The sequence below is a fragment of the Myxococcus sp. CA051A genome (genome assembly GCF_013336705.1).
GTDB classification, from domain to species: domain Bacteria; phylum Myxococcota; class Myxococcia; order Myxococcales; family Myxococcaceae; genus Myxococcus; species Myxococcus llanfairpwllgwyngyllgogerychwyrndrobwllllantysiliogogogochensis.
The window spans coordinates 387,382-413,367 of record NZ_JABUMS010000008.1; the positions used below are offsets into that span (position 1 = coordinate 387,382).

A 25,986-nucleotide genomic window follows, 5' to 3' on the forward strand; every position below is an offset into this window, starting at 1 on the left:
GCTACCGGGCCGTCGCCCGCTCAATCACCTCGAGCGCCTCCGCGAAGTGCGCCGGCGCCGCGCCCAAACCCAGCCGGAAGCCGTGCCCCCGCTCCAGGGGATGCGCGCCGTGGGGCTCGCCAACTTCCATGGCGCTCAGCGGCAGCACGAACACGCCCGCGGCCGCCAGGGCCTCCAGCCGGGCAGAAAACGCCGCCGGCTCCATGGCGTCCCGCACGCCAATGCAGGTGACGAGGCCGCCCTGCGGCGCGGTGCCGTACACGCCCCGCGAGCGCTCCAGGAACGCGGCCAGCGTGCGCCGGTTCTGGAGCCAGTCCTCGCGCGCGCGATGCAGCGCGGGGCTGTGCAGGTCCTTGAGGACTTCGTACGAAATCCACTCCGTCACCGGGTTCACCGTGTGCGTCGTGTAGTTCTTCTCGTTCTGCATCAACGCCAGCATCTTCGTGTCGCCCACGCACCAGCCGATGCGCAGCCCCGGACACCCCAGGCACTTGATGAACGAGCCCGTGACGAACGAGCGCGTGCCCGGCCGCCAGACGGTGGGCCCCAGCACCGCGTCCTCCGAGGACAAGAAGCGATAGTGCTCGTCGCCCACCACCGTGGCGCCATGGGCTTCGGCCCACGCCGTCACCGCGCCCAGCAGGTCCGCGTCCAGCACCAGGCCGCTCGGGTTGTGGGGGGTGTTGATGATGACGGCGTCCGGGCGCTCGCGCTCCAGGCACGCCAGCCACTCGGCCGCGTCGATGGACGGCTGCCCCTGGGCGTTCCAACGCACGGGCAGCTTCACCCACTGCGCGCCCTGCTGCATGGGCAGTTCATAGAGGAGCTGGAACGCGGGCCACGCCAGCGCCACCTTGCGCGGACGGAGCTGACGGAACAGCAACAGCAGCGCCTCGCTGGTGCCGGTGGTGATGAGCACGTTGTCCCGCGTGGCGCCCGGGTGCATGGCGGCCACCAAATCCCGCAGGTCCGCGCGCCCCCAGTTCGGACTGTCGCGCAGGAGCGTGGACAGGAAGACCTCCGACGCCTGGGCGGCACTCACCCCCGAGCCCGTCAATAGCTCGCCCACCGTGACGGGACGGCCTCCGGACTCTCCCAGGTTGTAGCGCGCGGTGAACCGCGAGCCCTCCAGGTAGTCCTCCATGAAGAATGAACGCAGCGGTTCCATCTCGACTCCGGAAGTGAAGACTCAGGCGGCCGTCACGGCGGCGCTGGGGACCACGGGCCAGGCGACATCACCGCGATGGGCGACGACGACTTGCTGGATGGGCATGTCGAAGCCTCGCGCGGACGACAGTCCCACGGGCGTCAGGAGCGCGCGGAACTCCGGCAGGGACAACACGTCGCCCTCGTTGGACACGTAGCGCCGCAGCGAGAAGTAGAGCGCGTCGAGCGGCCCGTCCCGCCGGTCCGTGAGCAGGTAGCCCGAGATGAGCAGCAGCCCTCCGGGCCGCAGCGCCCGCGCGAGCTTCGCGAAGAAGCCCGGCAGGGCCTCGGGCGGCAGCGCGGGGATGATTTGCGGCAGGAGGATGACGTCGTATTCCGCCTCGCCGTAGTCCACCGTGAGGCAGTCGCCCTCCCACAGCCGCGAGCGAGCCTCCAGCTTCAGCTTCGTCAGGTGCGGGCGCACCGCGTCCAGCACGTGGGGCGAGTCCAGGTACGTCACGTGCGTCGTGGGCGCCGCCAGCCCGAAGGCCGCGCCCCACACGCCGGAGCCGGTGCCCACGTCCAGCACCCGCGCGCCCGCGAGCGAGCGCATGGAGCCCACCAGCTCCGCCGCCTTTCGACTCAGCCGCAGGTGCGAGGCGAAGATGCTGGAGATGCGCGACGCGTTCTCCTGGTAGATGCGGCGCGCCGTCTCGGGCTGCCTCAAGTCCAACCGGAAGCGATGCTCACGCACCGCCTCGTCCAGGTGCCCGAAGGCCTCCCAGTAGGCCATGGTCGCCGGCAGCGCGCGCTGGAAGTACGGCAGGCTCGTCGCATCCAGCATCCGCGCCGCGGACTCCGTGAAGCCCCAGCGGCCGTCCTCTTCGCGCGTGACGTCCAGCGTGGCGAGCACGCCCAGCAACACGCCCAGCCCCTCCGGATGCGCGCCCAGCTCGGCCGCCAGCGTGGCCTTCGGGGCGGATGACTCCACCAGCCGCGCCAGCAGGCCCAGCTCCGCCGCCGTCACCAGCGCCTGGGTGCGCGCGAAGTTGCGAGCGAAGCGGTCATGAAAGTCCTCCGCCTCCGGGCCGGGCGCCGGCGGCAAGGGCTCCAGGAACAGCGCGCGGTACCAGCCGAGCAGGTCGCGCCCATCCACCGCGCCACCGGTGCGCACCGCCTCCGGCAGCTTCGCCACCACATGCCACCAATCGAGGACGTCCCGCAGCCGCGCGGTGAAGGAGTCCTGCGCGAGGAAGGCCGCCGTCGCGTCCGCGAGCGAGTAGCCCCGCACCTCCTCCAGCCGCACGAAGCCCAGGCCCACCAGGGGCTCGATGACGGCGCGCACTCCGCGCGAGTTCGCACCCAACTGTCGAGCCAGGGCATCCAGCGACACGGGCACCGCGCCGGGTCCCCGGGGAAGCTTGTCGAGCAACCCGAGCGAGAATGCGGCCTGGAGCGCCGCGGACTCGTTGCTCGCGTCACGGGCCAGGAAGTTGAGCTGCTGGACGAAGGCGGGCGACACGGCGGGCTTCGACATGGACTCTCCTTCAGACCCAGCGGAACCAGCGCAGCGCGGCCACCATCGGAAGCACCGTCCAGGCGGCGAGCACCGCCATGGGCACGCCCAGCGTCATCAGCGACGTGCCTTCCAGCATGATGGAGCGCAGCGAGTCATTGAGCGCCGTCAACGGCAGCGCGCGGATGAGCGGCTGCATCCAGCCGGGGAAGTTCTCCGACGCGAAGAAGACGCCGGACAGGAACATCATCGGCATGGAGACGAGGTTGACGAGGCCGCCCACCGACTCCTCGTTGCGCGCGCGGATGGACACCAGCAGCGCCAGCGAGGCGAAGCACATGGACCCCAGCAGCCCCACGCCCAGGAGCGCGAAGTAGCTGCCGAACATGGGCACGCCGAAGAGCCAGCGAGCGAAGGCGCAGAAGAAGGCGACCTCCAGCACCGCGAAGACCGTGCGTCCCAAGAGGAAGGCGAGGAAGAAGTGCGAGCGGGACATGGGCGTGCCCGCCAGGCGCTTGAGCAGCTTGCCGCCGCGCATCGACACCAGCGGCACCGCCAGCGCCCACAGGCTGGAGGACATCAACGACATGCCGAGCAGCCCGGGGATGAGGAAGTCGATGTAGCGATTGCCCGGCTCCGACACCGGCGTCGTCTTCACCGCCTCCAGTCGAGGTGCGTCCGGAGCCCGCGCCAGGGCCTGGGACACCAGCAGCCGCGCGGTGCGTCCCTCGGGCTGGCTGGGGTCCACCAGCGCCTCGGGACTCAAGTCACCGGGCACGAGCACCAGCGACACCCGCCCTCGGGCGAGCATGCGCCGCGCCTCGGCGGCGTCCAGCACCTGGGCCTCCAGCTCCGGTGTCCCCTCCAACCGGGCGAGCAGCGCCGGGGCCCCCGGCCCGTCGGTGACAGCCACGCGCACGGGCGACAGCGACTCGTTGCGGAAGGCCAGCCCCAGCACCAGCGTGGTGACGATGGGGAAGATGAACGTCCAGAAGAACACCTCGGGCTGGCGCCACAGCACCCGCAGCCGCATCAGCACCAGTTGTCCCAGCGAGCCCATCACGCCGCCTTCTCCTCGGTGCCCTCGCGAAGCGAGCGCCCCGTCAATCCGATGAACACGTCATCCAGCGTGGACCTGCGCGTGGACAGGTGCCGCAGCCGGGCGCCCGACAGCTCCACCTCGCGCAGCACCGAGGGCAGCGCCACATGCAGCTCCTTCACCCGCAGGGAGAGCCGGTCCGCGTGGAGCTGCGCCGAGACGACCGCCGGCAGCGGGCGCAGCCGCTCCAGGTCCAACGCGGGGTCCGCCTCCAGCTCGATGACCTGATCGGCCCCCAGCGAGGCGATGATTTCCCCGGGCGTCCCGCGCGTCATGACCCGGCCCTTGTCGATGATGACCAGCCTGTCACAGAGGACCTCGGCCTCGTCCATGTAGTGCGTGGTCAGCACCACCGTGCGGCCTCGCGCCTTGAGCGCCACCACCACGTCCCACAGCGCCCGGCGCGACTGTGGGTCCAACCCCGTCGTCGGCTCGTCCAGGAAGAACAGGTCGGGGTCTCCCGCCAGGCCCAGCGCCAGGGCCAGCCGCTGCCGCTGCCCGCCTGACAGCTTGCCCACCCGCGCCCCGCGCTTCTCGCCGAGCTGCACCATTCCAATGAGCTCCTCGACGGGGAGCGGGCGCGGATAGAAGGAGGCGAACATCTTCACCGTCTCCTCCACCGTGAGGTGTTCCACCAGCCGAGTCTCCTGGAGCGTCAGGCCGATGCGCTGGCGCAACTGCGTGGCGGAGCGCTTCCAGTCCAGGCCGAGCAGGCGCACGTGACCGGAGGTGGGCTCCTGGAGTCCCTCGAGGATTTCGACGGTGGTCGTCTTGCCGGCGCCGTTGGGGCCGAGCAGACCCACGCACTCGCCCCGGCGGATGTCGAGGTCGATGCCATCCACGGCGACGACGTCACCGAAGCGCTTGACCAGTCCCTTCACCTCGATGGCGAGTTCGTCTGGGGATGTCATAGGGGGGTGGCGGCAGTATGGCCCAGGCGGGGGTCGGGGCCCAATGCACTCGGCGCGGAATGCAGCGGGACTCATCCGGGGGTGCTACGGTCCCGCGCCGTGGCCCTGAGCGACGGATTGGAAGCGCGGGTTGACCGGCTGGAGTTGCCGTTCAACGAGTATGGCGTGGACCCGTACGGAATCTCCAAGAAGCACGTGAGGGACGCGCTGCGCCTCTTCACGCTCATCTACCGGTATTACTTCCGGGTGCGCTGCCATGGCATCCACCACATCCCCGCCCGAGGCCGCGGGATGCTGGTGGGCAACCACTCCGGCGGCGTGGCGGTGGACGGCGCCATGGTGCTGACGTCCACCATGTTGGAGATGGACCCGCCCCGCCTGTCGCAGGGCATGGTGGAGCGCTTCCTCCACAAGTTCCCCGTCTCCTCGCTCTGGGCCAGCCGCACCGGCCAGTTCACCGGGCTGCCCGAGCATGCGAAGCGGCTCTTGGAGGATGACCGGCTGTTGATGATCTTCCCGGAGGGCGCGCGCGGGACGGCCAAGCTGTATCCGGACCGGTACTCGCTGGTGGACTTCGGCACGGGCTTCGTGCGGCTGGCGTTGCAGACGCGCTCGCCCATCATCCCCTTCGCGTTCCTGGGCGGAGGCTCGGCCATCCCCACGGTGTTCAACGCGTACACGTTGGGCAAGCTGCTGGGGGTGCCGTACATCCCGCTGACGCCGTACCTGCTCCCGTTGCCGTTGCCGGTGCAGTTGGAGATTCACTATGGCGAGCCGCTCGTCTTCCACGGCACCGGGGACGAGGACGACCACGTCATCGAGGGGTATGTGGCGAAGGTGAAGGAGCGCATCGCGGGTCTCATCGAGCTTGGCCGGGCGGGGCGACAGCACCGCGGGCTGGCGAGGAAGCTGCTGCCATGAGGGTGCTCATCCCGGGTATCGCCGGAGGTATCGCGCGCAAGCTGGCGCTGCGGCTGAAGCTCGCTGGCCACGACGTGGCGGGGGTGGACATCCGCCCGTGGGAGAACGCGCGGGAGGCGGGCATCGAGGTGTTCCGGGGTGACGTGCGCAAGCGCGTGGCCGAGGACGTCTTCCGCCGCTGGCGCCCGGAGGCGGTGGTGCACATGGCCACCGTCACGGCCTTCACGGTACCGGGGGCGGAGCGAGGGCGCATCAATCTGGACGGCACCAAGGCGGTGTTCGACCACTGCGCGACGCACGGGGTGAAGCAGCTGCTCTTCGTGGGACGGCACACGTTCTACGGGGCGGCGCCGGACTCGCCGCTGTACCACTCCGAGGACGAGCCACCGCGCGCGCTGGAGGCCATCCCCGAGCTGGCCGACCTGGTGGCCGCCGACCTGTATGCGGCCACGGCGCTGTGGCGGCTGCCGGAGGTGACGACGGGAGTGCTGCGGCTGCCGTACACCCTGGGCGCGCCGGGCACGGGGACGCTGGCGTCGTTCCTCAAGGGCCGGCGGGTGCCGCTGGTGCTGGGGTATGACCCGCTGTTCCATGTGATGCAGGAAGAGGACGTGGTGACGGCGTTGCAACTCGCGCTGGAGAAGAAGGTGCGGGGCATCTTCAACATCGCCGGGCCCGCGCCGATTCCGCTCTCCGTCATCGTGCGGGAGACGGGGCGCATGGGGATTCCGTTGCCGTCGCGGGTGTTGTCGTTCCTGTTGGGGCGAGCGGGCTTCCCTCGACTGTCAGTGGGGGCGCTGGACCACCTGCGTTATCCCATCGTCGTGGACAACCGGCGCTTCCTGGAGGCGACGGGCTTCGAGTTCCAGCACAGCGTGGCGGACACGCTGCGCCTCTACCGTGAGGCGGCGCCGGTGCCCGTGTCGGGGGGGTGGCTCTAGGGGTGCTCCGGAGGGCTTCGGGAGACATGCTAGCGTGGAGGTCCCCTCGTGCCGCGAGTTGGAGCCCATGCCCCTGAAGCCCCTGCCCTTTTCCGCCCCATCGGTTCGCAGGTTGGAGCGCCCCTCGCAGGAGGAGCTCCGGGAGTGGCATTACCGAGAGCCCGTCATCGTCCGGGGGTTGCTGGAGGACTCGGGGCTGTTGGGGGAGCTGCGCTCGCGGTCGACGTTGGACGGCAAGCTGGCGGCGCTGGAGGCGCAGCTTGGGGAGCGCACGCACTACTTCTGCGTGCTGCCGCCGGAGGCGCGGGGGCAGTACCGGCCGAAGCTCGTCGAGGACCCTGCGGATGGGGCGGCGGTGATGCCGGAGCAGGGCACGTTCGCGGACTTCGCGGGGCGCCTGAAGGCGGCGGTGGCGACGGGCGAGTACGTCTACATGCAGAACGGGATGCTGGAGCAGTCGCACGTCCGGGAGAAGCTGCGCTTCGACTTCCTGCGGTTCACCGAGCCGCGCGGGGTGGAGAGCAAGTTCTGGATTGGCTCGGATGGGCAGGTGGTGAACCTGCACTACGACGACTGCATCAACTTCATCTGCATGTTCGAAGGCACCAAGCGGGTGACGATGTTCCCGCCGGAGCAGCTTGCGAACCTGTACCACGCGCCGTTCGACGTGCTGGCGGGAGGCGCGCCCACGACGAGCGTGGAGTTGTTGGACCTGGATTTGGAGCGGCATCCGAGGTTCCGCACGGCGATGGAGCATGCGTGTGTCGCGGTCGTCGAGCCCGGGGAGGCGCTGTTGATTCCGCCCTTCTGGTGGCACCACGTGGAGTCTTTCGGGGCGATGCACGTGATGGTGAACAGCTTCATCACGACGATTCCGTCCTCGGCGACGTTGGAGCTGTGGAAGGACCTGTCGGCGGGAGTGCGGGCGCTGGCGAGGGCCACACCGGAGGAGCGGAGCCGGGAGCGGGACATCTTCCGGCGCCGGGTGTTCGGGAACGAGGAGGGTGGAGACACGTCACCGCTGGCGGAGCAGGCGCGCAAGACGTTCCAGGCACTGCCTCGCTCCTGGCGGGAGCATGTCGCCAGGTTGTGGGAGGCGTTCGCCTTCCAGACGCATGGGACGCCGTTCGAGGTGACGCCGGGCGGGATGGAGGGACTCCTGGAGCGACAGGCGGGACAGCTCACGCTCTACCCGAACGCCAACATGCTCGCGGAGATGCCGGATGTGCTGGAGCTACCTCAGGGGGACCCGGACCCGAGGTAGCTGTAGCGCTAGGCAGCTGCATCAAGGTGGGTTGCTCGGCACTCCTATGCGACGGACTGAACTCGAGCCATTGCCCCGAAGCCCTTACCCGTACCAGGGTGTGCCTCATGAGCACCCGCGAGCTTTTTGAATGCTCGCGGAACTTGCGCCACGGGCTCAGGTGCTGGCGTGGGCGAGCGGTCCGGAGGGAGCAGTTTGAGCGCCCCCCGCTTCGGCTTGAGGCCGAGAAGCTGGGCACTGATAGCCCGACCTAGCACCTCAGCGAGCAGCGAAGGCACCGCGTTGCCAAGTTGGCGTTGCGCCGAAGTGCGCCCGCCCGCGATCTTCACGTCATCCGGGAAGGTCTGTAGACGAGCAAGCTCACGGATACTCAACCGACGGTTGTGCCAATGGAACGGACCGACGGCAGGCCCCGGTTGGGCTTGGACAGTCCAGGATGGACGATTCTTTGCCAGCTTGAGGAGGAACGTCCAGTAGCGCCTGCGCCAACCGAACAAAGGGAGCCCTCCGCCTCTGTCTGTGTGCCACAGGTAGTTCTGCCCCTCGGGGATGGAGGGCAGCAGGGCTGCCCATTTTCCACGGACTTCCAAATCCTCGGCTGGGTCTAGATTCAGATCACCGATTGCGTCCCACGCCGTTCGGTACATCGGCAGGCCCATCTCAAGCAGACTCGTCTTCTCGGAAGGGGGCGAGAAAGCAGGCGCAGGAAACGAGAACGGCTTACCGTCCCGCGAAGCGACAAGAACGAAGCGCTCTCGCATTTGCGGCACACCGAAGCTCGCGGCATTGAGCACTTCGAAGCGCGGCTGGTAGTTGCTGCCCGTACGCTCGTTGATGCGCTCGATGTTCTTGAGCAGAAGGCGTAGCCCTTCGTCCTTCCCTGAGAAAGCAAGGCCCGTCACATTTTCCAAGACGAATGCCTGCGGCAGCGCCTCTTCAACGACGCGCATGTAGGCGCTCAATGTTCCTGAGCGCGGGTCATCAAGGCGCCTAGCGTCCCCATGAGCCCAATAGCCGGACTTCGAAAACGGCTGACAAGGGGGACCTCCAACTACGAGGGCCGCCTCCTTTGGCTTGAGACCCGCCCGCTCAAGGATTGCCCCTGTAGGAATATCGAAGATGTCGCCTTCCAGTACGGGCCACATGCGACTCTGGCGAAGGGTCTCGCAGCAGTCGTGATCGAACTCCAAGGCCACGGCCGTGTCGAGACCGGCGGCCTCAAAACCGTAGTCCATGCCGCCTGCGCCAGTGAAGAGACTGATAACTTTGCTCATGAGTGCCGTACCCCTACTACCACCTCCAACTGACCAACCACCCGGCACACCACGAGCTTCCCTATGGAGTCTCGTGCGATGCCACCTCGAAGCGGGCCGCCCATTCCTGCCGGCGCACCGTGCTGACCTCCATCTCCTTCAGTCGTAGCAGGAGGATTCCGGGGAAGTCGCGCAGCGATTTGGGCAAGTCGCGAACCGAGAATCGAACAGCTTGAGCAACCAGGGCACTCGCCTGACGCTCAATCACCATGTCCACCCCGAACTGTTCGTGAATCTTCATCCGGAGTGCCTGAACGTCAAGCGGAACTTTCCCCTGAGCAAGTGCCGCAACGACTCCGCGGTAAACCGAATTTGCGCTTAGCCTCTGAGCGAAAAGGAGCACCTCCGTCTCGGTCACCGGACGCTGCTTCACCTCGGCGCTCAGCAAGAGGCCGCCGCCTTCGTCGAAAACGCCCACATCGCCAGGCCACTTCATGCTTGGGTCGTTGATGCGCTTCGTACGGACATTCGTGAAGACGAGGTCCCAAGTTGCAGCAACGACAGCTTGGCCAACCTTGCCGCCTTCGGAATCACCGGCGAGGTACGAGTCAAGAGCCGATTCCAACGCTGGCAGAGCCAAGATTCCAACGCCAACATGGACCAAAGTGAGTGTCGCAGTCGCCTCCAGTCGTACCCGAAGGAAAGCCGCGAGCGCGGCAAGTGCAGCTGCGTCCTCAAGGAAGTCAACCTGAGTAACCGTATCCACGAGGTACTGGAAGTCTGTACGTGCGTTCGGCTTTACCTCCAGATCCAGGCTGATGTGCTCAGCGCGAAGGAAGGGTTGATTGTTGAGAGGCTCCGCACCGGTGTTCCGGATGTTCACGCCAGCCCGGATACAGCATGGAACGAGAACCTCCTTCGCAAGGCTGCGCGCGGAGTACCCTTTATGTCCGGCACTTTCCCGAAGAGAGAGAGCATCTACACGCCTATCAGTCGCCTTCGCTAGTAGGGCCGTACCCAGGACAGGGACGAAGGTCATGCTCTTTGCGTTGCTCACCCGCCGTGCTCGCTCGAGCCAGATCTCGGGCAGTTGCGCGTCGCTGCGCGCGAGTTCCAAAGCTCTTGCGAAGATTGCCTCCGCCGCCTTCCTCTGGATTTGTAGCCCCATGTAGAGATTCTCTGCTGAGCTCCCTCGAAGGCAAGAAAAGGAGCCCTAACCGGGGACGCAACCTGCGACCCCGCGAGGCATATCCGCTGACTGCCGCGTAGCAAAACGAGCGCACCGACACTAACCAGTCCCAGCGGTAATCACGCTCGACCTCAGTAGGGACTGGCTTCTTCCTGGTCGCGCGTGGGTCTCTGCGCAATTGGGCTATCTACCCGAAGTGGATGTCGTGTCCGACCCAGCCGCGCAGGTTGTGCGCCATTGGATGGAGCCCGGTCCCCTGGCTTGCCAGAGGTGTCTGTGCGGGAGCAGGCTTCCATCCCAGCGTGACGGGTCCATCTCAGGAGACCCGTGGGGGAATGGCCTTGCTGTCACCGGCGGACACCGCGCTCCTGGACTCGCTGGACCGGCATGCCCGGCGGCGCGCGGAGGGTATCCCCACGCTGAGCGTCCTCGTCGGTCCTCAAGACCGCGCCCTCCTCCTCTGGGATGAATGGCTTCACCGCAGCGGATTGAAAGCCACCTCCTCGGGCAGCGAGGACCTTCGCACCACCGTCTCCACCTGGGCCTCCGCCCTCGCCTCCGAGCGCAATCTCTCTCGTGACGCGGAGAGCTACGTCGTCCTCTCCCAACGCGCCTTCTCCCCTCGCGAGCTGCACTTCGAGGGCAAGACGCCTCACGAGCGCCACGTCCTCTTCGAGCGACTGGAGCCTCCCCACTCAGAGCCCGTCACCTGGGCCCTGTGCCGACAGCTCCTCGTAGCCCCTTCGCCTGCCACGCCCGGCGAACTCTCGGCCGAGGTTCGCGAGGCCATCGCTCGCGATCCCCTCCGCATCCTCCACGCCCTCCTCTGCCTCATCCCCGAGGGCCGCGCTCCCGCGCTCCAACTCCGCGTCTCCCCTTCCGACCCGCGCAGCCTGCGCACGGCGACCGCCCTCTGCTCCGCGGCTCCCATGCTCCATGTCGCCTGCGTGCTGCCCCCCGACGCCCTCGGCGAACCGCGTGGCCGCAAGGAGTCTCATGCCCTCGCCATGCTGCGTGAGGGCCTCCTCGAACTCCCAGACCCCGGCAGCGTGTCCGCGCCAGTCGTAGTGACGTCCAACGCGGTGCCGCCCCCTCCCGCGCCACCACCCCGCACCCCGCGCAAGACTCCGCGCGCGAAGGACGACGAAGCCGAGCCCGTCCTCCTCGAACGCTTCCGTGAAAGCGCGCAGGCCGTCCACGTCGCCCGACAGAAGGACGAAGCCCGCGCCCGCAGCAAGGCCGAGCGCTTCCTCTACAACAAGATCCTCCAGGTCCACCCCGCCACCCGGGGCCTCTTCGCCCTCAATGCCACCCTGGACCTCGGCGACGGCAGTCGCCCCCTCGAAGTGGACTTCCTCTGCCGTGAGCTCCGGCTCGCCGTGGAGATCGACGGCTACCACCACTTCCTCGACACCGAGCGCTTCCGCCGCGACAGACGCAAGGACCTCGCGCTCCAGCGCGCCGGGTACTGGGTCGTCCGCTTCCTCGAGGAGGACGTGGTGCCTCGCTACGAAGAGATTCTCAAGACAATCGAAACGCTGATGGCCGCCCGGCGGCAAGAAGCCGCCTCGCAGAGGACAACGCATGGACAGCGCTGACAACCGGTTGGCGGGACTCACTCTCACCTGGCTCGCTCCCCGTCCCCACCGCACCGGCACCCGAGCGGAACTCGACAAGGCCCTGCGCCCCTTCGTGGAACACCGACTCAGCCGCGCCGAGTGGAAGACTCTCCTCGACTCCGTGCTGGAGCACCTGCTCCAAGAACAGCTCGTGGCCCGGAAGAACAAGGCCGGCCTGGAGCTGACCAGCGCCGGCCTCACCCGCGTCCTCCAGTTCCTGCGCCTCGAACAGCTCCCCAAGGGCCTGACCTGGAAGAAGCTCAAGGCCACCTACCTGCTCGCCAACAGCCTGGAGCTCACTCCGTCCAAGGCCGTGCTGACCCGACTCGCTGACGCCGATGGCGTGCGCGCCGCCGTACTCGGCCGGCAGTACCCCGCCGTGAGCGCGGGAGACCCTTCCCTCCCCCAGCTCCGCGACCGGCTCCTCTGGCGACAGCTCGGCGTCGACACCGAGCGCCCCTTCTCCCTCGCCGCCGTACAGGCGCACCTCCTCGGCAAGCTGCTCGGCACGGAGGTGAAGGACCCTCGCAAGGCCGTGGAGCAGCTCACCGCCCGCGTCGCGGGAGCCACACGTGCCGACGCGGAAGCCGTGCGTCTGACCCTCCTGCGCAAGTGGTTCCTCCCCGAGCAGCCCGCTGTTCCCACAGTGGTGTCCACCGCACCGACGACCCGGGACGCGAAGCCACCGGCCCCACGCACGGAGGACTTCGCCGACCACGTCCTCTCGGTGGCCCGAGCCCTGCCCACCGGCCGCTTCGGCCGCGACAAGGTGTTCATCTCCCACGTGTGGAAGGCCCTCCAGCCCGAGTGGCCCCACCGGGAGGCCTTCGAGGCCGCGCTGCTGGAAGCCAACCGCACCCAACGCCTGTCCCTGACTCGCGCCGACCTCGTCTCCGCCATGAACCCCACGGACGTCGCCGAGTCCGAGGTGCGCTCCTACGGCGCCAGCTTCCACTTCGTCGTCGTCTGATTCGCCCTTCCAGGAGCGCGCATGTCCAGCGACCCTCGACTCAAGGTCTTCATCTCCGACAGCGGAGAGGTCTTCAGCGGCGTCCAACAGGGCCAGTACCTCTGGCAGCCCGACCCGTTCGACGTGGAGACGCTCAACGCGCCCGCGCGCCGCGCCTTCAAGCGCCTGCTGGACCGCGCGACGACCACGCCTCCTCCCGACACCGGCAAAATCCTGCTCCTGCTCGGAGAGTCCGGCAGCGGAAAGACGCACTTGGTGCGCGCCTTCCGCAACCAAGCACACGAACAGAAGCGAGGCTTCACCGGCTACATGCCGATGACCGTCGATGCCTCGCACTACGACCGCTACATCCTCTCCAGCCTCATCGACTCGCTGGACCACCCGTACGACGTGGCCCAGGGCGACGACAGCGGTCTGATGCACCTGTCCAACACCCTGATGAGCCAGTGCACCAGTCTCTTCGCGCCGCTCATCGAGCACGAACAGAAGATCCTCGAAGACGATGAACTGCACGGCACCGTTCGAGCCGTCGCGGACGAACTGCTCGCGGACGCGCGCTTCCGGAACGTGGAAGTGGACCTGCTTCGCGCGCTCATCTACTTCCAGCGCAGGGACCCTCGCATCAACCGCCGCATCTTCAACTGGCTGCGCTGCGAGGAGATTTCGACCGAGGACCGGAAGGTCATCGGAGAACTCATTCCCCGCACGTCAGACGACGGCCCCGCGCGGATGGTGGAGCACCTGGGCCGACTCATGGGCGCGCTGGGCCATGCGCTGGTGCTCTGCGTGGACCAGGTCGAGGACATCAGCGACTTCGATCAGCGTCCGCAGATGGAGAACTCGTTCCGCCGGGCGATGAACACGCTGGCCGCCATCGCGGGCAAGGTGCCCAGGGCCGTGGTCGTCGTCTGCTGCCTCTCCGACTACTGGGAGAAGATGCGGCCCCTGCTGACGCGCTCCATGGTCGACCGCATCGAGACCGACCCGGAGCCCGGGACGCTGGAGCGCACCGTCACCGCGAGCACCGCGCGGGACATCGCGGCACGCAGGCTCCGCTCCCTTTATGAGCAGCGCGGCGTGGCCTTCGACCCCAGCACGCCCACCTATCCCATTCCTCCCGAGGGCTTCGAGGCACTCGGCGGCCAGCGGGCACGAGATGTCTTGAACGAGTGCCGCCGGTATCGAGAGCGGGCCATCGACCTGCAGCGGCTCCCGGATTCCTTCCCGCTCCCGTCTCCGAACAAGGGCCTGGGTGGCGACCTCGTGAAGCCCCCGGTTGGACCAGGCATTGACATGGACCAGGCGTGGACCGATTTCCGCGCCGCCTACAAGGAGAAGCTGCCCGAGGACCCGTCCGACGTGACGGCCCTGCTCGCCTGGGCCATCGAGATGGGCAGCGAGGAACTGAACGGCTCGCCCCGCTTCATGGTGAAGACGCGCAACGGTGACGACCTGCTGGACGTCGGCGTCCACCCGTCGGGCAACAAGCTCATCCTCGCGCTGTGTGAGCACAGCTCCCGAGGTGGTCATCTGGGTCGACAGATGGCGGAGGCCCTCAAGGCCGCGGCCGGCAAAACACCTGTCCTGGTCCGGACCTCCGAGTTCCCGGCCACGAAGGGGACCGTGGTGGAGGATCAACTGGGACATCTCTTCCGTCAGGGTGGGCGTCGCGTGGTCCTGGGAGACAGCGACCTGAGGGACCTGTCCGCCCTGCGAGACTTCCGCGCCCAGCACGTGGCGCAGGCGGCCCTCGCGGAGTGGAGCCGCACCGCGCGGCCCGTCACGCGACTGAAGTCGATGGGTGACATTCTCGGGCTGGAGCGACTCGGGCTTCCGCCTCCGCCCACGGGGCCCGCGCGTCCCAAGACTGATGGCGAGCCCACGAGCCGCGCCATGAAGAGCGCCGACGTCCCAGCCCCGCCCGCTCCATCGCGCGCCAGGACGGAGAACGGCTTCATTCCCAGGCAGGCCGGGTTCTTCGATGGCTCGGTGACGTCTCCCTTCGGGAAACCGCTTCGCGACGCCGCAACCGAGGACACCGCGTCGACCTCTCGTTCGGAATGCACGCGTGGCACCACGGAGGCGCGCACCCCGGACAAGACATCATCGAGTCCAGCAAGTGCGCCTGGCGCACCGAGCCCCCTGGACAAGGCCTCTTCGAGTCCAGCAAGTGCGCCCACCGCACCACGCCCCCCGAGCCAGCCACCGGTCTCCGTGGGCGATGACGTCGAAAACGCCACCCAGCACATGGAGGCGGTGAGTGAGCTTTTGACCGGGCACGAGAGCCGGCCGGCCGCGCGGGCTCCCCCCGCCACCGTTCCAGGGCTCACGCGGAAGCCTCGCGTCACGCCCCCATCCGGCACTCCGGTGGCTCGGGTCGCGCCCCTGTCCGCTACCCCCGGGGCTCGCGTCACTCCCCCATCCGGCACTCCGGTGGCTCGGGTCACGCCCCTGTCCGCTACCCCCGGGGCTCGCGTCACTCCCGCAGCCGGCACCCAGGTGCCTCATGTCACTCCTGACTCCGGCACCCCGGTGCCTCGCGTCACTCACGCCTCCCTCCCCCCAGTACCTCGCGTTGCTCCCGCATCAATCCCTCCAGTGCCTCGCGAGGTGCTCACAGGCCCCCTGGGAATAGGCGCGTCCGAAGGGCTCCTCACGCAGCCCATCTCCATCGACCCGTCCGAGCTGACACGGCACAGCGCCTTCCTGGGTGGCTCGGGAAGCGGCAAGACGACGCTCGCGCTCAACATCCTGGAGCAGCTCCTGCTGCGCGGCATCCCCGTCATCCTCGTGGACAGGAAGGGCGACCTCGCCACCTACGCCCGCCCCGAGTCCTGGAACGAGCCGCTGGAAGATGCCGTGCTCCAGGAGCGGCGCCGGCTGCTGCGCGAGCGCGTGGACGTGGCGCTGTACACGCCGGGGCGCTCGGATGGCAGACCGCTGGCGATTCCCATCGTCCCTCACGGCATGGAGACACTGCCCGCCGAGGAGCGCGAGCAGGGCGTCCAGCAAGCGGCGGATGCCATCGCCGGGATGCTCGACTATCGAACCAGCCCCAATGACAAAGCCGCGAAGGCCCTGCTCGCCCAGGCCCTCCGCCTGCTGCTGGGCCAGTCGTTCGGCAAGGAAGTCACCCTCGAACTCATCCAGCAGTTCGTCACCTCTCAGGACCCCGCGCTCCTGGAGGCCACGGATGGGATTCCCCAGAAGACCTTCGCGAAGCTCGCCCAGGACCTCAGCGTGCTGCGCATCAACCTGCGCTCGCTGCTGACATCCGGTGGCGAGCGGCTCGACCTGGATGAGCTGCTCGGACGCGGCGTCCACGGCATTCCCGGGCGCACGCGACTGAGCATCATCAGCACGAAGTTCCTGGGGGACAATCCGCGCGTCCTCTTCTGGGTCTCCCAACTCCTGCTGGAGACCCACCGCTGGGCCAGTCAGCACCCCTCGCCCCAGCTTCAGGCCGTGCTCCTCTTCGACGAGGCGGACCTGTACCTGCCCGCGACGAGCAAGCCCGCGACCAAGGAGCCCATGGAGAGCCTGCTCAAGCGGGCGCGCTCGGCGGGCGTGGGCATCATGCTCGCCACGCAGAGCCCCGGAGACCTCGACTACAAGTGCCGGGAGAACGTGCGCACCTGGTGCGTGGGGCGGGTGAAGGAAGACAACGCCATCCGGAAGGTCAAACCCATGTTCACCGAGGCCCGCGTGGATGCCGAAGCCAGGCTCCCCGGGCAGAAGCCGGGACAGTTCCATGTGCTGCGCGAAGGCAAGGTGCAGCAGATCAAGGCCGACCGCTCCGTCATGCGCACCGACCAGCTCTCCGAGGACGAGATTCTCCGGTTCGCTCGCCAGTCACGCGAGCAGCAGGCCGCGCCAGGTCCATCCAGGCCCACCGGGACGGACTGAAGTCCCGCGAAGGACTCTCGACTTCCTGCTAGGAAGCGCCCCGGAATGAGCACCCGGCCGCTTCCACCTCCGCTGGACCGCGCACGCTTCGACGCGCTCGTGGCCCAGGGTTTCAATCAAGTCCCCGTGGTCCGACGGTTGGAGCCCGGCGCCCTGCGTCCCGTGGACCTGCTGCGAGCCCTGCCCTCCGGACATCGGTTCCTGCTGGAGAGCACCCGGGTCAGCGAGGAGGGGCGCTATTCCTTCCTGGGTTCGCAGCCGTTCCTCCGCTTCTCCGCCAAGGGCAACCAGTGCTTCATCAACGACGAGCCCCAGGTGGGCGCGCCACTGGACACCCTCCGCGCGCTGTTCAAGCAGTGGCGTGGCGTGAGCCTTCCCGGCCTGCCCCTCTTCCTCGGCGGCGCGGTGGGCTTCTTCGCCTACGAGGCCAGTCACTACTTCGAGAAGCTCCCGCGACATCCCCACGATGACCTGAAGGTGCCGGACATCGCCTTGTCCTTCGTGGACACCTTCCTCGCCGTGGACCACCTCGAAGGCCACCTGCTCGCCATCGCCACGGGCTCCGACTGGACGGACTGCGCACGACGACTGGATGCACTCGAAGCCCACGTGCATCGAGCCGTCCCCACCGAGCCCCCGTCACCACCGAGCACCTCCACCGTGGAGCCTCGCTCCAACTTCACGCAGCAGGGCTACCTGGACGCGGTGGAGCGCGTGCGCGAGTACATCCGCGCCGGGGACACGTATCAGGTCAACCTCTCGCAGCGCCTGGAGGTCGACTTCCCCGGCGACCCGCTCGCGCTCTACGAGACGCTGTCCGCCACGAACCCCGTCCACTTCGCCAGCTACCTCGAAGGCGACGGCTTCCACGTCGTGAGCACGTCACCCGAGCGACTGGTCCGCGTGGAGCAGGGCCGAGCCATCACCCGCCCCATCGCCGGCACCCGGCGCAGAGGCACACCCGAGGAGGACGCTCGCTTCGTCCAGGAGCTGCGCACCAGCGAGAAGGAGCTCGCCGAGCACGCCATGCTCGTGGACCTGGAGCGCAATGACCTGGGCCGCGTCTGCGCCTACGGCTCCGTCGAAGTGACGAAGCTGATGGAGATCGTCGAGTACGCCCACGTCCTCCACATCGAGTCCGAGGTGACGGGCCAGCTCGCCCCGGGCATCGAGCCGCTCGACGTGGTGGGCGCGCTGTTCCCCGGTGGGACGATTACCGGCGTGCCGAAGATTCGCACCATGCAGCTCATCACCGAGCTGGAGCCTCACGCGCGTGGCCTCTACACCGGCTCGCTCGGCTACGTGTCCTTCACCGGCGACCTGGACCTGAACATCGTCATCCGCACGCTGCTCGTGAAGGACGGCCGAGCCTACGCACAGGTGGGGGGTGGCATCGTCCACGACTCGCAGCCGCGCCAGGAATACAAGGAGACGCTCAACAAGGCGCGCTCACAGCTCCTCGCCCTTTCCGCGACTCGAGGCGCGCGATGATTCTCCTCATCGACAACTTCGACTCGTTCACCTTCAACCTCGTCCAGGCGCTCGGAGCCCTGGGCGCGCGCTTGAAGGTGGTGCGCAACGACGCCATCACCGTGGCCGACATCGAGTCGCTCCAGCCCGAGCGCATCGTCATCTCTCCGGGCCCGGGCACTCCCGAGGACGCGGGCATCTCCCTGGACGTCATCCGCGCCTTCGGTGGGCGCGTGCCGTTGCTCGGCGTCTGTCTGGGACACCAGTGTCTCGGGCAGGTGTTCGGCGCGAAAGTCGTGCGCGCCCCCGTGCCCGTCCACGGCAAGACGGCGGAAGTCGAGCACGAGGAGCAGGGCCTCTTTCACGGGCTGCCCCGGCCCTTCACCGCCGCGCGCTACCACTCGCTCGTGGTGGAGCGAAAGGGGCTCCCGGACTGCCTGGAGGTGACGGCCTGGCATGAAGGGCTCATCATGGGCATGCGTCACCGCACCCTGCCCGGGCTGGAGGGCGTGCAGTTCCATCCCGAGTCCTTCCTCACGACGCACGGCCCGCGGCTGCTCGCCAACTTCCTGGCGGCTCGACGCTAAGGCACGACGGAGCCCGCACGCATGTTCTCCACGGTGGCGGTGAATGGCGAGGTGAGGCGTTGGGAAGACCTGCCCCTGCACGACTTCGCGCAGGGCTTCTTCTTCGGCGCTGGCTTCTTCACCACCTTCCGCATCGACGACGGTGTCCCGCTCTTTCTCGCCCGGCATCTGAAGCGCCTCGTCGCGAGCGTCGCGTCCTTCCCCGAAACCGTCCGCGCGCCCCCGTCCGAGCTGCTCCACCCCGACGCCGTGCGCGAAGTCCTCCGTCGATGCCTGGAGTCGGACCCCGCGCTCGGTCCGCGCTTCACCGGCATCGGCAAGCTGACCGCGAGCGATGGTCGGCTCCTGCTCACCTTCCGGGCTCCCTCGCCGGACGCCGAGCGACTCCAGCGCGAAGGTCGCGCCGTGGACACCGTGGAGGCCGGTGCCTACCGCCACGGAGAGCCCATGCCAAATCACAAGGGCCTCTCGTATTTCCGCCAGTACTCGCTCATGCAGAGGCTCCCTGTGCTGGCCAATGACCTGGGACACGCGTGCGAGCTGCCCACCGCGAACCTCTTCGTGCTCCTGGACGGCGCGCTCGTCACGCCTCCCCTGGATGCACCATGCCTGCCCGGCATCATCCGCGAGGTGCTCCTGGACGCGGGGCACCTCGACGACCTGCCCGTCGTGGAACAGGCGCTCCCGCTCGCGCGACTCTCCGAGGCTCGGGCCTGCGTCTTCACCAACTCCGCGGTGCTGGCCACCGGTGTGTCGAGCCTGCTGGGCCGCGCCCTCCCCGACAGCCTGTCACTGGCGGCGCGAATCCGGGAGCACGTCCTGGCCATGGCGTCGCGCGAGGGTTGAGGCAGACTGAGCGGCCATGAGCCGTTCCCTCGTCGTCGTTCACCGCTGGGCAGGACGTCCGAACACCGACTTCTATCCCTGGCTCGAGGAACGACTGCGTCAGCCCCCGGCGCCCTTCGACTCCATCGTCACGCTCGACATGCCCGAGCCGGCCGCGCCCACCATCGAGGGCTGGGTGTCCGCGCTCACGCAATCCCTGGGGCCGGTGCCGCCACCTTCCACGGTGTTCCTGGGCCACAGCGTGGGCTGTCAGACCATCCTCCGCTACCTCGCCGCGATGCCCGAGGGACACCGCGTGGAAGGCGCCGTCCTCGTCGCGGGCTGGTTCGAGGTGGACAAGACGTGGGGCTCGCTGCGGCCCTGGCTCGACACGCCCATCGACTTCGCTCGCGTCCGCGCGGCGATGGGCCACTGCGTCGTGGTCCTCTCGGATGGAGACCCGTTCACCTCCGACTGGCGCCGCAACCGTCAGCTCTGGGAGGAGCGACTCGGCGCGGAGGTCCTCGTCGTCCCCGGTGGCCGTCACTTCAACAACCCGCGCGAGCCCGCGGTGCTGGAGGCGCTGCTGTCACGCTTCGGCACGCGCCCCACGCCGTAGGCACTCAGGCGACAACGGGCTCCTCCGGCCGAAAGCCCAGCCCCTCGGAGACTTCCTCGTCCCGCAGCGCTCGCCACGTGCTCTCGGCCACGTCCAGCACCACGGTGCCCACGGCCTCACGGTGCAGCGCGAGCACCGGATGCCCCACGGCCGCCAGCATCCGCTTCACCTGGTGGTGCCGCCCTTCCGTCAGCGTCAACTCCACCACGTCGGGCTCGCGCAGCCGGGCCTCCGCCGGACGCGTGAGCCCATCCTCCAGCTCCACGCCCTCTCGCAATCGCTGGAGCGCCGCCGCCCCAGGCCGCCCCGACACACGCGCGACATAACGCTTGGGCAGGTGCGTCTCGGGCGCCGTGCCATGCCGCACGAACCGCTCGTCGTTCGTGAAGAACAACAGGCCCGTGGTGTCCCGGTCCAGGCGCCCCACCGTGTACCACTCGAAGCCTCGCAGGGACTCGGGCAGCACCGCGCGCAGCCGCTCGAACACCGTGCCCACGCCCTCCGGGTCCGAGCCATGCACCACCGGCCCCGACGGCTTGTGAAACATCAGCACCCGCGTCGACGCCGCGAGCGAGCACTCCCGCCCATCCACGCGCACCACCCCACCGGGCCGCACCGGCGCGAAGGGCTCCAACTCCACGCGCCCGTCCACCTCCACCCGTCCAGCGCGAATGGCCTCCTCCGCCTCGGCCCGAGGCAGCACCCCGGCGCGCCCCAGCGCCCGCGTCAGCCAGTCCGAGCGGCCGTCCTCCGACGCCTCCGCCCCCCTGCGCCGCGCCGCCTCCAGCCACCGGGGCGTCTTGCTCCTTCGCGCCATCCTCTCGCCTCCTCCCTTCGTCACCCCGACATCCCATGTCCACCTTGGAGAACCAACGAGCACCTTCGCCCGAGGGAGAGGCGGCGGACAGGCGCACGTCACGGCACCGCCATTTGACTCCACCCGGGCGCCTCTGCCATTGCGCCGCCGTGGCCGTCCCTCCCGAAATCGCCGCTTCGCTCCAACACTTCCCGCCTCCCCCGGGGCCTTCCGTCGCCTTCACGCTGCGACTGGCCGAAGCGCTGCACCGCTACGGCACCCCCGCGCACCGGCTGGAGGGGCTGATGCAGCGAGTGTCGGAGCGGCTGGGTCTGGAGGGCCGCTTCTTCTCCACTCCCACGTCCCTCTTCGCGTCCTTCGGGCCTCCTGAAGCACTGCGCACCAGCCTCATCCGCGTGGAGCCCGGGGACATGGACCTGGAGCGGCTCACGCTGCTGGACGTGCTCGCCGACGACGTCATCCAGGCACGCCTCACGCCCGCCGAGGGCGCCCTGCGCGTGGAGGCCATCCTCGCGCGTCCACAGCGCTTCGGGCCGGTGCTCCAGGTCCTCTGCTGGGCGCTGGCCGGCGGGGCTGGCGCTCGACTCTTCGGCGGTGGGCTGAAGGAGATGGCGGTGGCGACGGTGAGCAGCCTGCTCATCGGCCTGTTGAGCGTGGTGACGCAGCGACAGCCCTCCACCGCGCGAGTGCTGGAGCCAGTCGCCGCCATCCTCTCCTCGGCGCTCGCCGTGCTCGCCGCGAGCGTCATCGGCCCGCTGTCGATTCAGGTCGCCACGCTGGCGGGGCTCATCGTCCTCTTGCCGGGCCTGACGCTGACGGTGGCTCTCAACGAGCTGGCCACGCGCCACCTCATCTCCGGCACCTCGCGACTCACGGGCGCGGCGGTGGTGTTCCTCCAGCTCGGCTTCGGTGTCGCGCTGGGCAGCCGACTGTCGGAGGTGCTGCCGCCCCCCGTCGCGCCGACGGTCGCCGCGCTGCCCGCATGGACGCAGGCGGCGGCCCTGGCCGTGGCGGGCGTGGCCATTGGTGTGCTGTTCCGCGCGCGCCCTCGCGACTGGGGCTGGATTGCCGCCGCGGGCACCTTCGCCTTCACCGGCGCGCGGCTGGGCTCGGAGTTCCTGGGGCCGCAGCTCGGCGCCTTCGTGGGCGCGCTGCTCCTGGGCATCGGCGGCAACGCGCTGGCGCGACTGAGGAACAAGCCCTCCGTCACCATCGTCGTGCCGGGACTGATGTTGCTCGTGCCCGGCAGCGTGGGCTTCCGCAGCCTGTCCTCGCTGCTGGAGCGGGACGTGGTGGCGGGAGTCGACACGGCCTTCAACATGCTGATGGTGGCCGTGGCGCTGGTGGCGGGCCTCTTGTCCGCCAACGCGCTCGTCCCGCCGCGCAAGGTGCTGTGAAGCCTCAGCCCAGGCGCGTGAAGTAGATGGCCGCGAGCGACAGCAGGAAGTACGGCACCAGGCCGCCCGCGCCCGCGTAGTCCTTGGCCATGCGCTGACCGAAAAACAGGCCCACCAGCGACACCGCCGACACCAGCGCGCCCCAGAAGGCCAGGGTCGCGCTGCCCGTGGCGACGAGCGCCACCAGTCCGGCGGCGCTGAGCGCGCCCGCGGCCAGCTCCATCAGGGTGATGACACCGAGCATCAAGGGGACGACACCCCGCAGGGGGCTCTTGGCGAAGTGACCGGTGAGCCAGCCCAGGTTGCCCTTCCAGTCGATGACCTTGTCGAGCCCGGACTGGAGGAACAGGATGGCGAGGAAGGCGGAGCACAGCGCCTGGAGCAGCCACGCGGTGAACTGAGTCGATTCAAAAGCCGGCATGGCGCGGCACTCTAGCCGCCTGGGGCCCGGGCCCAAGTCTTCTCCGCTGGAGACCGGGCGGGCAGCCATGGGGGCCGCTCCCCCCTTCCCTCCTGGGGAACCCGCCCTAACTTCACGGGTATGGCATCCGAGCAGACCGCCCGGCGCGTCTTCACCGGTCTCATCCTGCTGTCCATCGTGCTGCTGGCGCTGGTCATCCAGCCCTTCGCCAAGGGCATCTTCCTGGCCGCGGTGCTGGCCGGAGCCCTCTACGGCATCCACAGCCGGCTGACGCGCAAGCTGCGCGGGCGCAAGAACATCTCCGCCGGACTCATCTGTACGATGGTCGTCCTCGCGCTGCTGCTGCCCCTGGGAGGGCTCACGGCCTTCGTGGTCGCCGAGGTGTCGTCGGGTGCGCAGTTCGTCACCAAGACGGTGCAGCAGGAGGGCGTGGAAGGCCTGGTGCAGAAGCTGCCGGGGCCGGTCCGCAAGGGCGTGGAGCGCCTGATGGAGCGGCTCCCCCTGGAGGAAGCGCAACTGGACGAGAAGCTCCAGGAGCAGGTGAGCAGCCAGGGCGGAACGGCCGCGCGCGCGGTGACGGGAGCGGTGGCGGCCACGGGCTCCATCGCCTTCCAGACGGTGATGATGCTCATCGCCCTCTTCTTCCTCCTCACGGATGGGCGAGAGCTGGTGCAGTGGATAGAGAGCGTGTCCCCGCTCAGGCGCGGCGAGACGCTGGAAATCATGCGCGAGTTCCGCAGCGTGTCGGGCGCGGTGCTGCTGTCGTCGCTCGCCACGGCGGGCGTGCAGGCGTTCGCGGCGCTCATCGGCTTCCTGCTCGCGGGAGTTCCCGCGCCCCTGTTCTTCGCGGGCGTCGCCTTCTTCCTGGCGCTCATCCCCGCCGTGGGCGCCGCCCTCGTCGTGCTGGTGGCCGCGGCGTTGATGTTCTTCAGCGGACACCCCTGGGCCGCGCTGTTCCTGGCCATCTGGGGCACAGTGGTGGTGGGCCTGGTGGACAACATCGTCAAGCCGCTGCTCGCCAAGCGCGGCATGCACCAGCACGGGGCCATCGTCTTCTTCTCGCTGCTCGGCGGCCTGGCGGCGTTCGGCACGGTGGGCCTGCTGTTGGGCCCGCTCATCGTCGCCTTCTTCCTGGCCCTGGTCCGCATCCACGAGCGCGACTACGGCCGCAACCACCCAGGCCCCGACAGCCCGACGACGCCCGGCCCCAGCGATGGGCGCGGTCCAGACGCTGCACTGTCGACGAAGACCTCGAGCCCGGAAGGCGCGCTCACGTCGACGGTCCGCGAAAGTCACTGAGGCACCCGCGCTCCTGCCTCCCGCCTGAAGCAGGAGCCAGGAGCGCGGTGCCAGGGTTACATCAGAACGACGCGCCGCTCGCGCGCCGACCCGGCGAGGTCGACAGGCTGGACAGGCTGGTGTGCAGCACGAACGTCGCGCTCGAGCCCACGTCCGGGCTGCGGTTCGCGGAGACGCCGTCGGTGCCCGCCATGGTGGAAGACAACGTCGCCGTGTCCACCACCGTGCCGGACGCGTTCTTCACCGTCACGGTGTCACCGCTGTTCGACAGGCCCAGCGTGCCCGTGGTCGCGGCCACCGCACCCGGAGTGCCCGAGGGGATTCCCGCCGCGCCGCCGAACACCACCAGCACGCCGCCCGCGGGCACCGAGGTGCCGCTGGGGAACGTGTGCCGCACGCTGGCGGAGTCGGACACCGTCCACCCCGCCACGCTCAGCGCCGCCGTGCCCGTGTTCACCAGTTCCACGAACTCGCCATTCACGTCGGAGCCGGCCTCGTTCACCAGCACCTCGTTGATGATGAGGGTGCCCGTGCCGCCACCGCCGCCCGTGGCAATCGAGAACGTCGCATTGCTGGTATCCGTGATGCTGGCGTCGGACGTGTCCGTCACGCGCACCCGCGCGGTGGTGCTCGCGGTGGCCGGCAGCGTCCACGACAGGCTCCCCGCCGAGGCGGGCGTGCTCGACGACAGCGTCGTCCAGGTGCTGCCATTCAGCGTGTACTCCACCCGCACGTTCGTCACGTTCGACGACGTCCACGCAATCGTCCGCGCGCTGCTCGTCGTCCAGCTCTCCCCGCCGTTGGGCGACGTCACCGTCACACTGGACGCCACCGAGTCCCCGGGAACGAGGAAGTCCTTGATGATGCCCATGTGCTGCATGCCGGTCGCGCCGCTGTCGCCCGCGAGCGCGGGGGACAGGTCGCCGATGGGCGAGTACACCCGCGTGTCCACGACGAGGCCGTTGGCGAACGAGCTGCTCCCGATGACCACCGACGTCTGGTACTGCCGCAAATCACTGTCCACCAGCACGTGGTCATAGGGGCTGTTGCGGCCCGCGTTCGTGTTGGTGTTGCCATTGCGGTCCGCCGGGTAGGGGCTGGCCGTGGAGACCACCTGCGAGAAGGTGCTGAAGCTCGCCTCGGAGCGGCTGCTGGTGTTGAAGTCGCCGCCGATGACCAGGTAGTCCCCCGTGGGGATGTTGGCCTGGATGCGGCTGACCAGGCTGGCCGCCTCCGTGTTGCGCGTGCTGGCGTTCGACGTCAGCAGGTGCACGCTCACCGCCCACAAGTCCCTGGGCCCCGGGATGTCGATGCGCGCCCAGGCGAAGTCGCGGTTGGTGACCTGCGGGTCATCCCACTCGCCCGAGGCGATGATGGGGTAGCGGCTGATGATGCCGTTGGGAATCTGCGCGCCGGCCTCGCGGTAGTACGAGAAGCCCGCGCCGAACGCCGTGTTCACGAAGGTCCGGATGTCCGCGGCGGAGTCCGTCAGGTAGTTGAACTCCTGAATCATCACGATGTCGGCGTCCGTGCCCTGGAAGATGCGGATGCCGTGGCCCGGGTCGTAGTCCTGCCCGTTGCCACTGGAGATGTTCGCGGCCATCACCCGGATGCGCACGTTGGCCAGCGAGTCCTGGCGCTCACCGAGCGAGGACTCCCCAGTGGTGGGCTCCACGCCCTCGCCACCGCAAGCTGCGAGTCCCAGGAAGAGCGCCACGAGCCAGTAGCGCCACGACGACAGCACACGCGTTGGTACGGCGAGGTTGTTTCGCACGAAGTCCGGTCCTGCTCCCGAGCGGGAGCTGTTGAGGTCGGC

At 68.7% G+C, this 25,986-nt stretch carries 21 protein-coding genes; 12 read left to right on the forward strand and 9 right to left on the reverse strand.

Going from position 1 to position 25,986, the window contains the following annotated elements:
- Window position 1 precedes the first annotated feature (1 nt).
- Genes HUA74_RS24440 through HUA74_RS24455 form a run of 4 tightly spaced genes read right to left on the reverse strand, consistent with a single transcriptional unit; the run spans window position 2 to window position 4,672 of the window.
- Window positions 2-1,168, reverse strand: coding sequence for a pyridoxal phosphate-dependent aminotransferase (locus HUA74_RS24440; protein ID WP_174456478.1), 1,167 nt, complete (start codon window positions 1,166-1,168; stop codon window positions 2-4).
- Window positions 1,169-1,189: 21 nt separating this feature from the next.
- Window positions 1,190-2,683, reverse strand: a complete 1,494-nt coding sequence (locus HUA74_RS24445) for a class I SAM-dependent methyltransferase (RefSeq protein ID WP_174456479.1) — start codon at window positions 2,681-2,683, stop codon at window positions 1,190-1,192.
- A gap of 10 nt (window positions 2,684-2,693) precedes the next feature.
- Window positions 2,694-3,722, reverse strand: a complete 1,029-nt coding sequence (locus HUA74_RS24450; RefSeq protein ID WP_174456577.1) for an ABC transporter permease — start codon at window positions 3,720-3,722, stop codon at window positions 2,694-2,696.
- Window positions 3,722-4,672, reverse strand: a complete 951-nt coding sequence (locus HUA74_RS24455) for an ABC transporter ATP-binding protein (RefSeq protein WP_174456480.1) — start codon at window positions 4,670-4,672, stop codon at window positions 3,722-3,724. The genes HUA74_RS24450 and HUA74_RS24455 overlap by 1 nt, the downstream gene beginning before the upstream one ends.
- A 117-nt stretch (window positions 4,673-4,789) precedes the next feature.
- Between HUA74_RS24455 and HUA74_RS24460 the strand changes: the two genes are divergently transcribed.
- The 3 genes from HUA74_RS24460 to HUA74_RS24470 all read left to right on the forward strand — a co-directional run bounded on the left by HUA74_RS24460 (window position 4,790) and on the right by HUA74_RS24470 (window position 7,798).
- Window positions 4,790-5,593, forward strand: a complete 804-nt coding sequence (locus tag HUA74_RS24460) for a lysophospholipid acyltransferase family protein (protein ID WP_217440436.1) — start codon at window positions 4,790-4,792, stop codon at window positions 5,591-5,593.
- On the forward strand, window positions 5,590-6,534 hold the full coding sequence (locus HUA74_RS24465) for an NAD-dependent epimerase/dehydratase family protein (RefSeq protein ID WP_141641575.1): 945 nt from the start codon (window positions 5,590-5,592) through the stop codon (window positions 6,532-6,534). Before HUA74_RS24460 ends, HUA74_RS24465 begins: the two co-directional genes overlap by 4 nt.
- Window positions 6,535-6,601: 67 nt before the next feature.
- Entirely contained in the window at window positions 6,602-7,798 is a 1,197-nt protein-coding gene (locus tag HUA74_RS24470) for a cupin-like domain-containing protein (protein ID WP_174456481.1), read from the forward strand.
- Window positions 7,799-7,842: 44 nt separating this feature from the next.
- Here the strand turns inward: HUA74_RS24470 and HUA74_RS24475 are convergent, their stop codons facing one another.
- Together HUA74_RS24475 and HUA74_RS24480 are read right to left on the reverse strand one after the other, a co-directional pair.
- Window positions 7,843-9,072, reverse strand: coding sequence for a DNA cytosine methyltransferase (locus HUA74_RS24475; protein ID WP_174456482.1), 1,230 nt, complete (start codon window positions 9,070-9,072; stop codon window positions 7,843-7,845).
- A 61-nt stretch (window positions 9,073-9,133) separates the two neighbouring features.
- Complete coding sequence (locus tag HUA74_RS24480; protein WP_174456483.1) at window positions 9,134-10,219, reverse strand: restriction endonuclease, SacI family; 1,086 nt, start codon at window positions 10,217-10,219, stop codon at window positions 9,134-9,136.
- Window positions 10,220-10,575: 356 nt separating this feature from the next.
- Between HUA74_RS24480 and HUA74_RS24485 the strand changes: the two genes are divergently transcribed.
- The 7 genes from HUA74_RS24485 to HUA74_RS24515 are packed head-to-tail and all read left to right on the forward strand — an operon-like array spanning window position 10,576 to window position 20,236.
- Window positions 10,576-11,838, forward strand: coding sequence for an endonuclease domain-containing protein (locus HUA74_RS24485; RefSeq protein WP_174456484.1), 1,263 nt, complete (start codon window positions 10,576-10,578; stop codon window positions 11,836-11,838).
- A complete protein-coding gene (locus HUA74_RS24490) occupies window positions 11,825-12,829 on the forward strand; it encodes a hypothetical protein (RefSeq protein WP_174456485.1) in 1,005 nt (334 codons plus the stop codon). The genes HUA74_RS24485 and HUA74_RS24490 overlap by 14 nt, the downstream gene beginning before the upstream one ends.
- 21 nt (window positions 12,830-12,850) lie before the next feature.
- The gene (locus HUA74_RS24495) at window positions 12,851-16,735 is read left to right on the forward strand and encodes a helicase HerA-like domain-containing protein (RefSeq protein WP_174456486.1); all 3,885 of its coding nucleotides are present in this window, start codon (window positions 12,851-12,853) and stop codon (window positions 16,733-16,735) included.
- 45 nt (window positions 16,736-16,780) lie between these two features.
- Window positions 16,781-18,226, forward strand: a complete 1,446-nt coding sequence (locus HUA74_RS24500; protein WP_174456487.1) for an anthranilate synthase component I family protein — start codon at window positions 16,781-16,783, stop codon at window positions 18,224-18,226.
- On the forward strand, window positions 18,223-18,792 hold the full coding sequence (locus HUA74_RS24505) for an aminodeoxychorismate/anthranilate synthase component II (protein WP_174456488.1): 570 nt from the start codon (window positions 18,223-18,225) through the stop codon (window positions 18,790-18,792). Before HUA74_RS24500 ends, HUA74_RS24505 begins: the two co-directional genes overlap by 4 nt.
- 21 nt (window positions 18,793-18,813) lie before the next feature.
- A complete protein-coding gene (locus HUA74_RS24510; RefSeq protein WP_174456489.1) occupies window positions 18,814-19,638 on the forward strand; it encodes an aminotransferase class IV in 825 nt (274 codons plus the stop codon).
- 16 nt (window positions 19,639-19,654) lie between these two features.
- On the forward strand, window positions 19,655-20,236 hold the full coding sequence (locus tag HUA74_RS24515; protein ID WP_174456490.1) for an alpha/beta hydrolase: 582 nt from the start codon (window positions 19,655-19,657) through the stop codon (window positions 20,234-20,236).
- Window positions 20,237-20,240: 4 nt separating this feature from the next.
- On the opposite strand, the gene HUA74_RS24520 is transcribed toward HUA74_RS24515, so the two are convergent.
- Complete coding sequence (locus HUA74_RS24520; protein WP_174456491.1) at window positions 20,241-21,053, reverse strand: pseudouridine synthase; 813 nt, start codon at window positions 21,051-21,053, stop codon at window positions 20,241-20,243.
- 149 nt (window positions 21,054-21,202) lie between these two features.
- On the opposite strand from HUA74_RS24520, the gene HUA74_RS24525 reads away from it, so the two are divergent.
- Complete coding sequence (locus tag HUA74_RS24525) at window positions 21,203-22,450, forward strand: threonine/serine exporter family protein (protein ID WP_174456492.1); 1,248 nt, start codon at window positions 21,203-21,205, stop codon at window positions 22,448-22,450.
- A 4-nt stretch (window positions 22,451-22,454) separates the two neighbouring features.
- On the opposite strand, the gene HUA74_RS24530 is transcribed toward HUA74_RS24525, so the two are convergent.
- Entirely contained in the window at window positions 22,455-22,871 is a 417-nt protein-coding gene (locus HUA74_RS24530; protein WP_141641587.1) for a DoxX family protein, read from the reverse strand.
- A 120-nt stretch (window positions 22,872-22,991) separates the two neighbouring features.
- Between HUA74_RS24530 and HUA74_RS24535 the strand changes: the two genes are divergently transcribed.
- Window positions 22,992-24,170 (forward strand): AI-2E family transporter, encoded by a 1,179-nt coding sequence (locus HUA74_RS24535; protein WP_141641588.1) that lies wholly within the window; start codon window positions 22,992-22,994, stop codon window positions 24,168-24,170.
- 61 nt (window positions 24,171-24,231) lie between these two features.
- Here the strand turns inward: HUA74_RS24535 and HUA74_RS24540 are convergent, their stop codons facing one another.
- Entirely contained in the window at window positions 24,232-25,944 is a 1,713-nt protein-coding gene (locus HUA74_RS24540) for a lamin tail domain-containing protein (RefSeq protein ID WP_371817305.1), read from the reverse strand.
- Between the last annotated feature and the right edge of the window lie 42 nt (window positions 25,945-25,986).

What these genes read in the sequence shown, in the direction of transcription:
- HUA74_RS24440 (WP_174456478.1), bottom strand. Translation starts at nt 1,168, where the DNA reads ATGGAACCGCTGCGTTCATTCTTCATGGAGGACTACCTGGAGGGCTCG.
- HUA74_RS24445 (WP_174456479.1), bottom strand. Translation starts at nt 2,683, where the DNA reads ATGTCGAAGCCCGCCGTGTCGCCCGCCTTCGTCCAGCAGCTCAACTTC.
- HUA74_RS24450 (WP_174456577.1), bottom strand. Translation starts at nt 3,722, where the DNA reads ATGGGCTCGCTGGGACAACTGGTGCTGATGCGGCTGCGGGTGCTGTGG.
- HUA74_RS24455 (WP_174456480.1), bottom strand. Translation starts at nt 4,672, where the DNA reads ATGACATCCCCAGACGAACTCGCCATCGAGGTGAAGGGACTGGTCAAG.
- HUA74_RS24465 (WP_141641575.1), top strand. Translation starts at nt 5,590, where the DNA reads ATGAGGGTGCTCATCCCGGGTATCGCCGGAGGTATCGCGCGCAAGCTG.
- HUA74_RS24470 (WP_174456481.1), top strand. Translation starts at nt 6,602, where the DNA reads ATGCCCCTGAAGCCCCTGCCCTTTTCCGCCCCATCGGTTCGCAGGTTG.
- HUA74_RS24475 (WP_174456482.1), bottom strand. Translation starts at nt 9,072, where the DNA reads ATGAGCAAAGTTATCAGTCTCTTCACTGGCGCAGGCGGCATGGACTAC.
- HUA74_RS24480 (WP_174456483.1), bottom strand. Translation starts at nt 10,219, where the DNA reads ATGGGGCTACAAATCCAGAGGAAGGCGGCGGAGGCAATCTTCGCAAGA.
- HUA74_RS24485 (WP_174456484.1), top strand. Translation starts at nt 10,576, where the DNA reads ATGGCCTTGCTGTCACCGGCGGACACCGCGCTCCTGGACTCGCTGGAC.
- HUA74_RS24490 (WP_174456485.1), top strand. Translation starts at nt 11,825, where the DNA reads ATGGACAGCGCTGACAACCGGTTGGCGGGACTCACTCTCACCTGGCTC.
- HUA74_RS24495 (WP_174456486.1), top strand. Translation starts at nt 12,851, where the DNA reads ATGTCCAGCGACCCTCGACTCAAGGTCTTCATCTCCGACAGCGGAGAG.
- HUA74_RS24500 (WP_174456487.1), top strand. Translation starts at nt 16,781, where the DNA reads ATGAGCACCCGGCCGCTTCCACCTCCGCTGGACCGCGCACGCTTCGAC.
- HUA74_RS24505 (WP_174456488.1), top strand. Translation starts at nt 18,223, where the DNA reads ATGATTCTCCTCATCGACAACTTCGACTCGTTCACCTTCAACCTCGTC.
- HUA74_RS24510 (WP_174456489.1), top strand. Translation starts at nt 18,814, where the DNA reads ATGTTCTCCACGGTGGCGGTGAATGGCGAGGTGAGGCGTTGGGAAGAC.
- HUA74_RS24515 (WP_174456490.1), top strand. Translation starts at nt 19,655, where the DNA reads ATGAGCCGTTCCCTCGTCGTCGTTCACCGCTGGGCAGGACGTCCGAAC.
- HUA74_RS24520 (WP_174456491.1), bottom strand. Translation starts at nt 21,053, where the DNA reads ATGGCGCGAAGGAGCAAGACGCCCCGGTGGCTGGAGGCGGCGCGGCGC.
- HUA74_RS24530 (WP_141641587.1), bottom strand. Translation starts at nt 22,871, where the DNA reads ATGCCGGCTTTTGAATCGACTCAGTTCACCGCGTGGCTGCTCCAGGCG.
- HUA74_RS24535 (WP_141641588.1), top strand. Translation starts at nt 22,992, where the DNA reads ATGGCATCCGAGCAGACCGCCCGGCGCGTCTTCACCGGTCTCATCCTG.